At 68.9% G+C, this 13,422-nt stretch carries 10 protein-coding genes and 1 CRISPR repeat array (1 of these 11 only partly in view); of the genes, 7 read left to right on the top strand and 3 right to left on the bottom strand.

Going from position 1 to position 13,422, the window contains the following annotated elements:
* Nucleotides 1–5 precede the first annotated feature (5 nt).
* The 3 genes from BEI_RS17420 to BEI_RS17430 are packed head-to-tail and all read left to right on the top strand — an operon-like array spanning nucleotide 6 to nucleotide 3,047.
* Nucleotides 6–710, top strand: coding sequence for an ABC transporter ATP-binding protein (locus tag BEI_RS17420; protein WP_097790685.1), 705 nt, complete (start codon nucleotides 6–8; stop codon nucleotides 708–710).
* 31 nt (nucleotides 711–741) lie between these two features.
* Entirely contained in the window at nucleotides 742–1,746 is a 1,005-nt protein-coding gene (locus BEI_RS17425; protein WP_097790686.1) for a branched-chain amino acid ABC transporter permease, read from the top strand.
* A complete protein-coding gene (locus tag BEI_RS17430) occupies nucleotides 1,746–3,047 on the top strand; it encodes a branched-chain amino acid ABC transporter permease (protein ID WP_097790687.1) in 1,302 nt (433 codons plus the stop codon). The genes BEI_RS17425 and BEI_RS17430 overlap by 1 nt, the downstream gene beginning before the upstream one ends.
* 257 nt (nucleotides 3,048–3,304) lie before the next feature.
* Here BEI_RS17430 and BEI_RS17435 read toward each other — a convergent pair whose 3' ends face one another.
* Nucleotides 3,305–4,519 (bottom strand): ABC transporter substrate-binding protein, encoded by a 1,215-nt coding sequence (locus BEI_RS17435; protein ID WP_097791141.1) that lies wholly within the window; start codon nucleotides 4,517–4,519, stop codon nucleotides 3,305–3,307.
* 241 nt (nucleotides 4,520–4,760) lie between these two features.
* Here BEI_RS17435 and BEI_RS17440 point away from each other — a divergent pair, with 241 nt between their 5' ends.
* From BEI_RS17440 to BEI_RS17450, 3 genes are all read left to right on the top strand, one after another.
* Nucleotides 4,761–5,498: a dienelactone hydrolase family protein gene (locus BEI_RS17440; protein WP_097790688.1), complete on the top strand. Its 738-nt coding sequence runs from the start codon at nucleotides 4,761–4,763 to the stop codon at nucleotides 5,496–5,498.
* A gap of 119 nt (nucleotides 5,499–5,617) precedes the next feature.
* Nucleotides 5,618–6,874 carry a dicarboxylate/amino acid:cation symporter gene (locus BEI_RS17445; protein WP_097790689.1) on the top strand — a complete coding sequence of 419 codons (1,257 nt, stop codon included), beginning with the start codon at nucleotides 5,618–5,620 and terminating at the stop codon, nucleotides 6,872–6,874.
* Nucleotides 6,875–6,957: 83 nt separating this feature from the next.
* Nucleotides 6,958–8,034: a C45 family autoproteolytic acyltransferase/hydrolase gene (locus tag BEI_RS17450; protein WP_097790690.1), complete on the top strand. Its 1,077-nt coding sequence runs from the start codon at nucleotides 6,958–6,960 to the stop codon at nucleotides 8,032–8,034.
* Here the strand turns inward: BEI_RS17450 and BEI_RS17455 are convergent.
* Complete coding sequence (locus tag BEI_RS17455) at nucleotides 8,031–8,285, bottom strand: hypothetical protein (RefSeq protein WP_097790691.1); 255 nt, start codon at nucleotides 8,283–8,285, stop codon at nucleotides 8,031–8,033. The two genes, BEI_RS17450 and BEI_RS17455, sit on opposite strands and share 4 nt — an antisense overlap.
* 230 nt (nucleotides 8,286–8,515) lie before the next feature.
* Between BEI_RS17455 and BEI_RS17460 the strand changes: the two genes are divergently transcribed.
* A complete protein-coding gene (locus BEI_RS17460) occupies nucleotides 8,516–8,884 on the top strand; it encodes a DUF6746 family protein (protein WP_097790692.1) in 369 nt (122 codons plus the stop codon).
* A 99-nt stretch (nucleotides 8,885–8,983) separates the two neighbouring features.
* On the opposite strand, the gene BEI_RS17465 is transcribed toward BEI_RS17460, so the two are convergent.
* Complete coding sequence (locus BEI_RS17465) at nucleotides 8,984–9,574, bottom strand: DUF4202 domain-containing protein (protein WP_097790693.1); 591 nt, start codon at nucleotides 9,572–9,574, stop codon at nucleotides 8,984–8,986.
* Between the two features lie 171 nt (nucleotides 9,575–9,745).
* Nucleotides 9,746–13,422: direct repeats of the CRISPR family, unit length 29 nt; unit sequence CGGGTTATCCCCGCGCCTGCGGGGATCGG; it runs 2,875 nt beyond the window's last position.

The raw sequence follows: 13,422 nt of genomic DNA on the forward strand, positions 1-13,422 counted from the left end.
CCCCTATGCCATTACTCGACGCACGCGACGTGCATGGCGGCTACGGCGGCATGAACATCCTCAACGGGGTGAACATGGCCATCGAGGCCGACGAGATCGGCGTCATGCTCGGCCCCAACGGCGCCGGCAAGTCGACCATGCTCAAGGCCGTCTTCGGCCTGCTCCATGTCAACCAGGGCGAGATCCTGCTGCGCGGCGAGCCCATCCAGAACCTGCCGCCCAACAAGCTCGTCCAGAAGGGCATGGGCTTCGTGCCCCAGGAATACAACGTCTTCCCGAGCCTGACGGTGAAGGAAAACCTGCAGATGGGCGCCTACCTCAAGCCCGCCAACGTCAAGCGCATGCTCAAGCGGGTCTACGAGTTCTTCCCGCCGCTCTACGACAAGCGCCACCAGCCCGCCGGCGAGCTCTCCGGCGGCCAGCGGCAGATGGTCGCCATGGGCCGGGCGCTGATGCCCGAACCCGACCTGCTGCTGCTCGACGAGCCCACCGCGGGGCTGTCACCGCTGTACATGAACGAGATCTTCGAGCGGGTGAAGGAGGTCAACGCCGCCGGCGTCGGCATCCTGATGGTCGAGCAGAACGCCAAGCAGGCGCTGGCCATCGCCGACAAGGGCTTCGTGCTGGCCGCCGGCCAGAATCGCTTCACCGACACCGGCGCGGCCCTGCTGGCCGACCCCGAGGTCGCCAAGAGCTTCCTGGGCGGCTGAGCCCGCCACGACGGAACATCGGAGACGTCCCGTGAACGAACTCGTTTTCTTCATCAACAACGTGGTGATCGCCGGCAGCGTGACCGGCTCGATCTACGCCATCGGCGCGGTGGGCGTGACGCTGATCTTCAGCATCATGCGCTTCGCCCACTTCGCCCATGGCGACATGATGACCTTCGGCGCCTTCATGGTGCTGTTGCTGACCACCCTCTTTCCCCAGGCCGGCGCCGCCATCGGCGTGCCCACGCCGCTGATCATGCTGCCGCTGGCCATCGTGCTGACCGCCGCCCTGGCGGTGGGCATCGACCGGGCCTTCTACAAGCCGCTGCGCGCCCACGGGGTCAAGCCCATCGTCATGGTCATCGGCTCGCTGGGCGTGACCCTGATGCTGCAGGGCCTGATCCGGCTGTTCGCCGGCACCGGCGGCGAGAGCCTCTACGTGGACGACCGCAAGGAGATCTTCCGCCTCGCCCTGCCGATCGAGGGCGTGCGCGTGCCGGTGGTGGTCACCGAGCCCCAGCTCTATCTCTTCGTGCTGACCATCGTCTGCGTGGTGGGGCTGCACTTCTTCCTGTCCCGCTCCCGGCTGGGCAAGGCCATGCGCGCCATGTCCGACAACCCGGCGCTGGCCCAGGCCTCGGGCATCAACACCAACACCATCGTCGCGGTGACCTGGGTGATCGCCGGCGGCCTGGCGGCCATCGCCGGCACCCTGCTTTCGCTGGACGTGACCTTCAAGCCCGACCTGAGCTTCTTCCTGCTGCTGCCGATCTTCGCCGCGGCCATCGTCGGCGGCGTGGGGCATCCCTACGGCGCCATCGCCGGCGGCTTCGTGGTGGGCTTCGCCGAGACCCTGGCGGTGTTCAACTGGAGCGTCCTGTTGCGGCCCTTCCGTGACAGCCTGCCCGACTGGCTGGCCCAGGCGGGCAACCTGGCCTTCGTCGGCACCGAGTACAAGATCGTGGTGCCCTTCTTCATCCTCGTCGCCATCCTGGTGTGGCGCCCCACCGGCATCTTCAAGGGCAAGGTGATCTGATGAGCACGACACGCACCGATACCGTCGCCGCCCCGCGCCGCTTCCCGCTGCGCGAGGTCATTCTCTTCGTGGCCCTGCTGGTCGCCGTGCTCGGCGTCTACGGCGTCATGGGCGCCGCCTACAGCACCCGCATGCTGGTGGAGGCCGCCTGCTATGCCATCCTGGCCCTGGGCCTGACCATCCAGTGGGGCTATGCCGGCCAGTTCAACGCCGGGGTCATGGGCTTCGTGGCCCTCGGCGGCTTCTGCGCCATGTTCTTCAGCGTGCCGGTCAACGAGGCCTTCTGGGGCTCGGAGCTGCCCGGCGAGCTGGGCGTGGTGCTGGCCTATATCGTCGGCGCCGTGCTGCTGGTCGTCGGCGCCTCGCGCCTCGACCGGCTCGGCGTGCCGAAACGGCTGCGCACCCTGATCACCGTGGTGCTGGCCGTGGTGCTCTACCTGGTGGTGATCAGCGCCTTCCGCGACGTGGCGGGCCAGATCGAGGACCAGGCCGGCTTCATCGGCGGCCTGGGCCTGCCCGCCTGGGTGGGCTGGATCATCGGCGGCGCCCTCGCCGGCGGCGTGGGCTACTTCATCGGCCACGTCTGCCTGGGCCTGCGCAGCGACTACCTGGCCATCGCCACCATCGGCATCGCCGAGATCATCAAGGCCTTCCTCAAGAACTCGGACTGGCTGACCCGCGGCACCGCCACGTACTCGCAGCTGCCCTGGCCGGTGCCGGGCCCCGCCGAGGTGGGCTTCACCCTGGCCCGGGCACTGTACTTCTCGGTGACGGCGGTGATGATCGCGGTGATCTTCTTCCTGCTCCACCGGGCCTACCATGCTCCCTGGGGCCGCATGATCCGCGCCATCCGCGACAACGAGATCTCCGCCGCCGCCATGGGCAAGGACATCAACAAGCGTCGTCTCGAGATCTTCGTGCTGGGCTGCATCCTGATGGGCATCGGCGGCGCCGTGCTGGCCAGCTTCAACAGCCTCTTCGACCCCCAGGGCTACCTGCCGCTGAACCACACCTTCCTGGTGCTGGTGATGGTCATCCTCGGCGGGCCCGGCAACAACCTGGGCACCATCTTCGGCGCCCTGGCGGTCTACGTCATCTGGCTGATGTCCGAGCCCCTGGCGCTGTTCGTCATGGAGCTGGTGGTCAACTTCGGCGAGGGCGCCTTCGGCTGGGAGGCCCCGGCGAGCCTGGACAGCCGGGCGCTGCAGGCCCGGGTGTTCGTCATCGGGTTGCTGATCACCCTGGTGCTGCGCTTCGCGCCCAAGGGGCTGCTGCCCGAGAAGGTCAAGCACGTGGACTGAGGTACCGCCGCCTCCCCTTCCGGCCCCGGGCACCCCCCGGGGCCTTTTCGTTGGCAAGGTGCGAGGGGCGAGGGTGGGTAAGCGAGCCTGCGGGCGCACCCACCTTACGGTAGATGCGCTGTCGCTTATCTCCCTACGTCCTCTTCCTCAATCCTGACTCCTTACCCCTTACGCCTCACTCCTGCCCCCTCGCCCCTGACGGAAAAGGCCCCGGCGGTTACCCGCCGGGGCCTTCGGTGCGCCTTGAGTAGCGGCGATCAGTCGTCGGCGTCGACGTAGCCCTGGATGGTGAAGGTGCCGTCCTCGACGACCATTTCCTGCACCACGCCCGGCACGTCGCCGTTGGCGTCGAACTCGTGGGTGCCGGAGGCGCCCTCGTAGTTGATCTCGGTGCCGGCGGCGATCAGCTCCCTGGCCTTCTCCCATTCGCCGGGCAGGATGACCTCGCCCGGGGCGGTGGCCACGCTGCGCAGCGCCTGGTTGAGGCCCTCGCGCTCGGCGTTGCCGTTCTGCTCGATGGCCAGGCCGAGCAGGAAGGCGGCGTCGTAGGCCTGGGCCGCGAAGACCGCGCTCGGGTCGATGCCGGCGGCCTGGGCCTGCTGGTTGAACATGGCGGTGCCGGGGAGCTCGGGGCTGCCCGGGCGGGTGGCGATCATGCCCTCGAGCACGTCGGCGCCGATGGCGTCGACCAGGCTGTCGCCGACCATGCCGTCGCCGCCCACGTACTGGGTGAACATGCCGCTCTCGTAGGCCTGGCGCAGCACGGTCTGCCCGGAGGTATCGGCATAGGCCAGCACCACCAGGGTCTGGGCGCCGGTGGCCGCCAGGGTGCCCAGCTCGGAGCGGTAGTCGGCGCGGTTGTCCTCGTGGGCGAGGTTCTCCAGCACGGTGCCGCCGCCACTCTCGTAGGCCGCGACGAAGGCATCCGCCAGGCCGCGGCCGTAGTCGTTGTTGACGTAGGTGACGGCGACTTCCTGGATGCCCTTGTCGAGCAACAGCTTGGCGAGCATCTCGCCCTGGAAGGCATCGGACGGCACGGTGCGGAAGACCAGGTCGTTGTCGTCCAGCTCGGTGACCGCCGGCGCGGTGGAGGCCGGGGAGACCATGGTCACGCCGCCGGGAATGGCGGCGTTGTTGGCCGCGGCGACGGTGGCACCGGTACACAGGGCGCCGACGATGGCGGTGACCTGTTCGGTGTTGACCATGCGGTCGGCCGCGTTGGAGGCCGCCGAGGCATCGGAGCAGGTGGTATCGCCGGTGGGCATGACGATCTCCTGGCCGTCCAGCACGCCGCCCTGCTCGTTGATCTGCTGCACCGCCAGGTTGGCGCCGTCGAAGATCGGCGGGGTCAGGCTCTCGATGCCCCCGGTGAAGCCGCCCAGGAAGCCGATCTTGACCTCGGCCTGGGCCATGCCGGAAAGGGCCAGGGTGGACGCGGCCACCGCCGTCGCTAGAACGCGTTTCTTCATGATTGTTGGTCTCGCTCTGGTTGCTCGGATCATGAACTGCATGGATCACACACCCCACCAATCTGGAAGGACGGCGGACAAAACACAACCCCCTCCTGCCAACGCTGTCGCTCATTTCCCGGCTTGCAACACCTTGATCAGCAAGGAAGAAGCCTCTCGCATCAGAGATCGAACGGGTGCTTCAACGCTGATGCAGCCTGCCGTCCTATACTGAGAGCCTCTTCCGCCGATCCGAGAGGTCGCCATGACACGCCCCCTGTTGCCACTGCTGCTCGCCGCCCTCCCCCTTGTCGCCCAGGCCGGTCAGCCGCTCGACTACGGCGTCGGCGAGGAAACCTTCACCGGCTACTTCGCCCCGGCCGACGACGAGGCCCGGGGCACGGTGCTGATCATCCACGACTGGGACGGGCTCACCGACTACGAGCGCCGCCGCGCCGACATGCTGGCCGCCCAGGGCTACGACGCCTTCGCCCTGGACCTCTACGGCAAGGGCAACCGGCCGGTGGAGACCGCGGCCCGCAAGGCCGAGACGGCCCGACTCTACGAGGATCGCGAGCGCATGCGCGCGCTGACCCTGGCCGGCCTGACGGTGGCCCGAGCCCAGGGGGCGGCCCTGCCCACCGTGGTGATGGGCTACTGCTTCGGCGGCGCCGTGGTGCTGGAGCTGGCCCGAAGTGGCGAGGCGCGGGACGTTCACGGCTACGCCACCTTCCATGGCGGCCTGGCGACGCCCGCGGGCCAGGGCTACGGTCCCGACACCCCGCCGATCCTGGTCGCCCATGGCGGCGCAGACGAGGCCATCCCCCTGGAGGACGTGGTCGCGCTCTCCCGCCAGCTCGAGGCGGCCGGGGTCCCCTACGAGATCGAGATCTACTCCGGGGCCCCCCATGCCTTCACCGTCTTCGACACCGAGCGCTATCAGGCCCGGGCGGACGAGAAGTCCTGGGCGGCCTTCCAGGCCCTGCTCGACGAGACGCTGTGAGCCGCTCACGGTAATTTCAGGCACATTTCTGCAAGTCATGCATGATTCCTTTCTGTAAAATCGCCTACCGCTATTGATATCCACTATCCAAGCGCCTCATTTTCAGAAAGGAGTCTCCCTTGTCCCATTCCGCGACGGCCGCCGGCGACAGCCTCTGGCGGCGCATTCCCCTGTGGCAGAAGATCCTCGCCGGCCTGGTCCTCGGCGTGCTGGCCGGCGCCCTGCTGGGCGAGGACGCCAGCGTCTTCAAGCCGCTGGGCGATATCTTCATCAACGCCATCAGGATGCTGATCGTGCCCCTGGTGTTCTCCACCCTGGTGGTGGGCATCACCGCCATGCGCGACCCGCAGAAGATGGGCCGCATCGGCGCCCGCACCATCGTGCTCTACCTGGTGACCACGGCCTTCGCCATCGCCATCGGCCTGCTCGCCTCCTGGCTCTTCCAGCCCGGCGCGGGCCTGGACATGAGCTTCGAGTCCGGCGTCGAGGCCAAGGAGGCGCCGAGCCTGGTGGAGATCCTGGTCGGCCTGGTGCCGCGCAACCCCATCGACGCCCTGGCCAGCGGCAACATCCTGCAGATCATCGTCTTCGCCATCGGGCTCGGGATCTCGCTGACCCTGATCGGCGAGAAGGGCGAGCCGGCGGGGCGGGTCTTCGAGAGCTTCGCCGAGGCCATGTACAAGTTGACGAACTTCGTCATGGCCCTGGCGCCCTTCGGCGTCTTCGGCCTGATCGCGCATGTGGCCGGCAACTACGGCCTCGAGGTGCTGCTGCCCCTGGCCAAGGTGATCGGCGTGGCCTACCTGGCCAGCGTGGTGCACGTGCTGCTGGTCTACTCCGGCCTGCTGGCCCTGCTCGGCCGCCTGAACCCCGTGCGCTACCTGCAGGGGATCCTCGACGCCCTGGTGGTGGCCTACTCCTCGGCGTCGTCCTCGGGCACCCTGCCGGTCTCGCTGCGCTGCGCCCAGAAGAACCTCGGCGTCTCCGAGGGCGTGGCCGGCTTCGTGCTGCCGGTGGGGGCCACCATCAACATGGACGGCACCGCCATCTACCAGGGCGTGGTCGCGGTCTTCATCGCCCAGCTGCTCGGCGTCGACCTGAGCCTCATGGACTACGGCATGATCATCGCCACCGGTACCCTGGCCTCCATCGGCACCGCCGGCGTACCGGGGGCGGGCCTGGTGATGCTGTCCATCGTCATGGCCCAGATCGGCCTGCCGCTGGAGGCCATCGCGGTGATCGCCGGCATCGACCGCATCCTCGACATGGCCCGCACCAGCGTGAACGTGGCCGGCGACCTGATGGTCACCACCCTGGTCGGCCAGAGCGAAGGCGAGCTGGATCGGGCCGTCTACGACGCCGCCCGCAAGAGCTGATCCCCTGCCGCGCCGGCCCATCCGGCGCGGCGTCTTTTCCCCATGCTAGAGTGATCTCACGAGCCCCCTGCCGTGAGGTCACCATGCAGCTCAACGTCTTCTCCGGGAATCGCGGCGAGATCGGCGAGGCCCACGGCCGAACCCACGCCGCCCTGATCACCCACAGCCTCGAGGTCTACGACCGGCTGTTCCGCGACTTCGTCGGCATCGGCTGGGACGAGGCGCGTACCGCCGCCGAGCGCTTCCTGCCGATGATCGAGCGGGGCTTCCCGGCGATCCTCGACGAGATGGACGGCATCGCCCGGGGCGCCGGCCTGGAGCTTGGCGACATCGTCACCCTCAACTGCCGCAGCGAGATCTCGCTGACCCAGGCCAGCGGCGGCTGCACCGCCTTCTCGCTGAACCGCGACGGTCGCCAGTGGCTGGCCCAGAACTGGGACTGGCGCACCGACCAGCTGCACAACGTCGTGGCCCTGGAGTTGCGCCCCGAGGATGCCCCGGCGCTGGTCAGCGTCGGCGAGGCCGGCATGGTGGCCAAGATCGGCCTGAACGACCGGGGCATCGGGGTCTGCCTCAACGCCATCCGTTCACGGACCTGCGGCGAAGGCCTGCCCATCCACGTGGCGCTGCGCAAGATCCTCGAAGCCGAGACATTCGACCGCGCCGTCCGGGTGGCCACCCAGGACCGGGTCTGCGCGCCCGCCCACTTCCTGATCGCCGGCGGCGTGGGCCAGGCCACCGGCTTCGAGGTTCACCCCGGACTGCCGGGAGTCCTCGAGCCCCGCGGCGGGACCGTCACCCACACCAATCACCTCTATGCCGAGACCGCCACCTGCCAGGTGGAGGACTTCCCGCGCCCCGACTCCCGCCCCCGGCTCGCCCGCATCGACCGGCTGCTGCGCGACCGGCTGCCGCTGGGCGAGCCCATCGAGGCGGGCGCGCTGTTCGAGATCCTCGCCGACCATGAGGACGCCCCGCTGTCGATCTGCCGGCACTTCAACCCGGACCAGTCCCCGGAGGAGCGCATGGAGACGCTGTTCGCCGTGGTGATGGACCTCACCGCGGGCCGGCTCAGCCTGCGCCACGGCAAGCCCTGCGAGAGCGACGACGTCCTCGAGGTGCACCTCCCCCGCGACACCCGGCATTCCGGCGAGGCTTAGCGGCGCCAGGCGCCGAGCCGCGGCATCACGTCCAGCTCGCCATTGAGGTACTGCTCGGTGGTGAGCAGGAAGAGCCGCCGGAAGAGCTCATGGATGGCCTCTTCCCGGCGCATCGCCGCCAGCTCCGGGTCCTCGTCCCGGCTCGCCTCCCGGGGGTACTCCCAGGCCATGCGCACCGAGCCCGAGCTCACGTCGCAGATCTGCAGGGTGGGGTTGCTGCCGCGAAACGCCGTCCTGATGTGATAGGCCATGCCGCCCTCCCGATAGACGCAATTGATGATAACGATTATCAATTGCAACAATGGCGGCGAAGCCGGCCATTGTCAAGTCATCCACAAGCCTCAGGGGACGGGGGAAGAGAGCGGCGATGCGACCGACTGACCCGGATCAAGTGACAGCCAGATGGGGGTTGCCAGGGAGGAGACGACGGAACAGCATATGCGAACGCGACACGTTCTCAACAATCCTGCAAGGAGTTTCCATGCGTCGATACCTGTTTCCCCTGCTGCTCGCGGGCCTGGTGGCCACCCCCGCCCTGGCCGACGAGGAGCGCGCCGATCACTTCAGCGGCAAGCCCGCCGAGACCATGGCCGAGGCCGTGGCCAACGCCGGCGACGCCAACCGGGAGCTCGCCGAGCTGCTGGAGGGCGAGCTCAGCGACGCCGACCTGGCCAGGATCCACCGGCTCTCCTACACCATGGAGAACGCCCTGGGGCGGATCCACGAGGAGGTCTACCGGCTGGAAGGCACCCTGGAGGAGGTCCACCTGGGCTCCGAGGCCTTCGACCGGGAGCGGGTGCGCACCAACGGCGCGGCCTACCTGGAGGGCATGGCCCCGCTGCTGGACTAAGACCCGACCGCGGCCAGGAGCCTGTCGGACACGACCGATCGTGGGGTGACGCACGGACGTCGCCGCGGATCGGCATCAGGCCCGGCAGGCTCCCCGGGTTCAACCCGCCAGGGCCTCCTCCACCAGGGCGCGAGCCTCGGCCGTCATCGGCAGTCCCAGCGCCAGCTCGTGCGCCCGGGGCGACATCTTCTTCCAGGTCTTCTGCACGATGCGGATCAGGTGATCGTGGTCGACCTGCCTCGAGAAGTCGGCGAAGTAGTTCTCCAGGAACACCAGGCAGGCGCAGTCCTCCACCGCCTGGGTGCCCTCGTCGCGGCCCAGGCCCTGCTTGCGGATCATGCTGGCCACCCGCGCGGCCGACGCCTCGTCATAGCCCGCCTCGCGCATCACCTCGGCGGTCCGCTCGCCGGCCCGCTGGCCCTGGTCGCGGCGCCAGGTCAGGTAGCCCACCCGGCCCTCCGGGTAGTCGCCGCGGGGCACCTGCCAGCGCTGCAGGTGCTGTCCGCGCACCGCCAGGCGCACCAGCTCGTCCGGGGATTCCACCAGCCGCTCCAGCCAGGCGGTCATGCGACCCGCATGCCACAGCTCCAGGGGCAGCGACTCGCCATCGACCTCCACCCGGCGGGGATCCTCCGCGTGCAGGGCGTCCAGGCCAGCCAGCGCCTTCTCATAGGGGGATGTCGTCGTCATGGGCGCTTCTCCTTAATCACGGCTCGATCAGGTTCATGAAACCACGTCGCGGCCGGAAAGGCAGCCGCGAAGCATCGGGCCTTGGGCAGGGCTTAGAGTATGAGCTTGAGTACAGTATCCCCGCGGCTGCGGGGATCGGGCGCGCTGCAGCTCCGGGTAGCGCTCTGGGGACGGATCAACCCCGCGCCTGCGGGGACTGGTCAACGAACAGTTGGAATTCTCCGGTTTATCCCCGCGCCTGCGGGGATCGGGAGATTGCCCAGTAGGGACATGACCAGCCCTCCGGGTTATCCCCGCGCCTGCGGGGATCGGACGCGGGAGTTTCAGGTATCTATCGCTGAATCCGGGTTATCCCCGCGCCTGCGGGGATCGGGCGGCGCCGCTGGCGGCGATCCAGGCGGCCTCCGGGTTATCCCCGCGCCTGCGGGGATCGGAGCCGGTTGTCCTGCACGTGGGCGGGCTCGGCCGGGTTATCCCCGCGCCTGCGGGGATCGGTGGATCGTCAGCCTGGGCCGCATGTGGGGCCGCGGGTTATCCCCGCGCCTGCGGGGATCGGGCGGTCGTTGCCGTCCCTGGCTGGGGCGTAGTCGGGTTATCCCCGCGCCTGCGGGGATCGGTTGAGATCCAGACCGAGAACGTCGCGGGCCGCCGGGTTATCCCCGCGCCTGCGGGGATCGGAACGACGACAAGCGCCGCGGCGAGATCCGCGCCGGGTTATCCCCGCGCCTGCGGGGATCGGCTCATCGATAATATCGCGAACGGTAATAAGAACGGGTTATCCCCGCGCCTGCGGGGATCGGCAGCACAATCCAGCCTTCCACGGGTCAGCCTCCGGGTTATCCCCGCGCCTGCGGGGATCGGGCCCCGGCTGCGCCGCTGAAAATGCTGGTCAGCGGGTTATCCCCGCGCCTGCGGGGATCGGTCGACCACCTGCCGCTTGGTGGCGCCCATCGCCGGGTTATCCCCGCGCCTGCGGGGATCGGGCAGCCGATCAAGGCCGTCTCCGAGCTGCCCGACGGGTTATCCCCGCGCCTGCGGGGATCGGTGTCATGCCCGCTCTCATTTCGCTGCTGCCCGCGGGTTATCCCCGCGCCTGCGGGGATCGGGGCAGCTGCCGATGCCGTTCACCATCCGCGACCGGGTTATCCCCGCGCCTGCGGGGATCGGTAGGTGACCTCCCGCTTCACCAGGATGGTCTGCGGGTTATCCCCGCGCCTGCGGGGATCGGGCAGCTTCGGTCACGCGCGGCCTGTCCGGGGCCGGGTTATCCCCGCGCCTGCGGGGATCGGCCCCTGCCGCTTTTGATGGCCTGCGCCGCCAGCGGGTTATCCCCGCGCCTGCGGGGATCGGACTAACAATTGGATCAACAAAAAGCGGGTCATCGGGTTATCCCCGCGCCTGCGGGGATCGGGCAATGAAGGCGGTGCCGGTGGCTACGTCGCCCGGGTTATCCCCGCGCCTGCGGGGATCGGCCTCGGCCAGGATCTCTGCTGGTGACTGGCCGCGGGTTATCCCCGCGCCTGCGGGGATCGGGCCGAATGCTCGAGTAGAGAAGTCGATCTGGCGCGGGTTATCCCCGCGCCTGCGGGGATCGGATGCAGCTGGCGGCGCTTTCCCAGGGCAGCAGCGGGTTATCCCCGCGCCTGCGGGGATCGGGAGCTGAACGCTCTGGCTGGTACCGTGGAAGCCGGGTTATCCCCGCGCCTGCGGGGATCGGCATCTGCCTCGCTCTTATAAATATCCGCATTACGGGTTATCCCCGCGCCTGCGGGGATCGGGCTGCCGTCTCGCGCACCACCTACGCCGAGCTCGGGTTATCCCCGCGCCTGCGGGGATCGGCGGATCGCTTCGGCCAGCACTATCGAGATCGACGGGTTATCCCCGCGCCTGCGGGGATCGGTGATAGCGCCGCTCCGGCGGCTTCTCGCTCTGCGGGTTATCCCCGCGCCTGCGGGGATCGGCAGACGTGGTGGCGTCGGGCTACTGGGCGACACGGGTTATCCCCGCGCCTGCGGGGATCGGGGCTGGTTTATCGACGCTCTCGCGTTCTCGCGCGGGTTATCCCCGCGCCTGCGGGGATCGGTCGCGGCGCTGCGGGTCGTGGCCCAAGCTGGGCGGGTTATCCCCGCGCCTGCGGGGATCGGCGCCTCGTCGGCGGTCTATCGGGGTAAGCAGCCGGGTTATCCCCGCGCCTGCGGGGATCGGGACGCCAAGATCCAGGGCGAGGACTACCACGTCGGGTTATCCCCGCGCCTGCGGGGATCGGTCCATCTGTATACGTTGGACCTACCCTCGGCTCGGGTTATCCCCGCGCCTGCGGGGATCGGCCACGCGAGGCCGTCATGACGATCAGTATTGACGGGTTATCCCCGCGCCTGCGGGGATCGGGAACCATAATGGTCCACCACGATGAGGCCGGACGGGTTATCCCCGCGCCTGCGGGGATCGGTCTTGACCACCTCTTTCAGCGTGGCAGAGATTTGGGTTATCCCCGCGCCTGCGGGGATCGGCAGAACGCCGCGTTCATCGAATTGATACGGTCCGGGTTATCCCCACGCCTGCGGGGATCGGGCGCGCTCGCCACGGCGGAACTCCTCGAGGTCCGGGTTATCCCCGCGCCTGCGGGGATCGGCGCTCGCGTCGCCAGCCGCCGTCCCGGGCCAGCGGGTTATCCCCGCGCCTGCGGGGATCGGATCACCTGGCACTCATGACCCTCGGTGTCGATCGGGTTATCCCCGCGCCTGCGGGGATCGGCTATCCAGCTCGAAGGTGATGTCCGACTCGGGCGGGTTATCCCCGCGCCTGCGGGGATCGGAACGATGACGCCCCCAAGGAGGCGGTGCTGGACGGGTTATCCCCGCGCCTGCGGGGATCGGTGCTGGTCGACCATGAGGTGGTGTTTGCCATCCGGGTTATCCCCGCGCCTGCGGGGATCGGTCCCCCGTCCGGCACCCGAAGAACAGGCACAGCGGGTTATCCCCGCGCCTGCGGGGATCGGGAGTCTCAGGCCATCAAGTGTATCACTGAGCGCGGGTTATCCCCGCGCCTGCGGGGATCGGAACCCAGCCATCCCACCTATGGCGGTTCGGTGCGGGTTATCCCCGCGCCTGCGGGGATCGGCCGGTTGGGGCTGATCGGCACCGGCTCGGCGCCGGGTTATCCCCGCGCCTGCGGGGATCGGTCAGTCTCCTGTCCTGCGCTGACCGCGGGGACCGGGTTATCCCCGCGCCTGCGGGGATCGGGTCAGCCCCACCAGCACGTCGTCGATCGGCGGCGGGTTATCCCCGCGCCTGCGGGGATCGGCCTACCCTCACGGTCTGGGCTCTCGCCTGGGGCGGGTTATCCCCGCGCCTGCGGGGATCGGGGATTCCCGATGTCGGCAACGGTATCAGTCACCGGGTTATCCCCGCGCCTGCGGGGATCGGGCCGCCTGATTCCCCCGTCACCCAGCCGACGCCGGGTTATCCCCGCGCCTGCGGGGATCGGCTGGCCGTGAGGATCACCGTCAGGTCATCGGCCGGGTTATCCCCGCGCCTGCGGGGATCGGAGCAAGTCCCTCTTCCAAGGTCACATCACTGACGGGTTATCCCCGCGCCTGCGGGGATCGGGATCAGGGCTCTCACCTCGTCTCGGAGGCGATCGGGTTATCCCCGCGCCTGCGGGGATCGGGCCTCACATCCATCGCCGACGTCAAGGCCACACTGGGTTATCCCCGCGCCTGCGGGGATCGGAGCCTGCTTGACACCTCCTATTGACCTGTCGACGGGTTATCCCCGCGCCTGCGGGGATCGGCGCACGCACCACGCGATAGATGATGATGGCATCGGGTTATCCCCGCGCCTGCGGGG

The sequence above is a fragment of the Halomonas beimenensis genome (assembly GCF_002549795.1).
GTDB classification, from domain to species: domain Bacteria; phylum Pseudomonadota; class Gammaproteobacteria; order Pseudomonadales; family Halomonadaceae; genus Halomonas; species Halomonas beimenensis.

What these genes read in the sequence shown, in the direction of transcription:
- BEI_RS17420 (WP_097790685.1), top strand. Translation starts at nt 6, where the DNA reads ATGCCATTACTCGACGCACGCGACGTGCATGGCGGCTACGGCGGCATG.
- BEI_RS17430 (WP_097790687.1), top strand. Translation starts at nt 1,746, where the DNA reads ATGAGCACGACACGCACCGATACCGTCGCCGCCCCGCGCCGCTTCCCG.
- BEI_RS17440 (WP_097790688.1), top strand. Translation starts at nt 4,761, where the DNA reads ATGACACGCCCCCTGTTGCCACTGCTGCTCGCCGCCCTCCCCCTTGTC.
- BEI_RS17450 (WP_097790690.1), top strand. Translation starts at nt 6,958, where the DNA reads ATGCAGCTCAACGTCTTCTCCGGGAATCGCGGCGAGATCGGCGAGGCC.
- BEI_RS17455 (WP_097790691.1), bottom strand. Translation starts at nt 8,285, where the DNA reads ATGGCCTATCACATCAGGACGGCGTTTCGCGGCAGCAACCCCACCCTG.
- BEI_RS17460 (WP_097790692.1), top strand. Translation starts at nt 8,516, where the DNA reads ATGCGTCGATACCTGTTTCCCCTGCTGCTCGCGGGCCTGGTGGCCACC.
- BEI_RS17465 (WP_097790693.1), bottom strand. Translation starts at nt 9,574, where the DNA reads ATGACGACGACATCCCCCTATGAGAAGGCGCTGGCTGGCCTGGACGCC.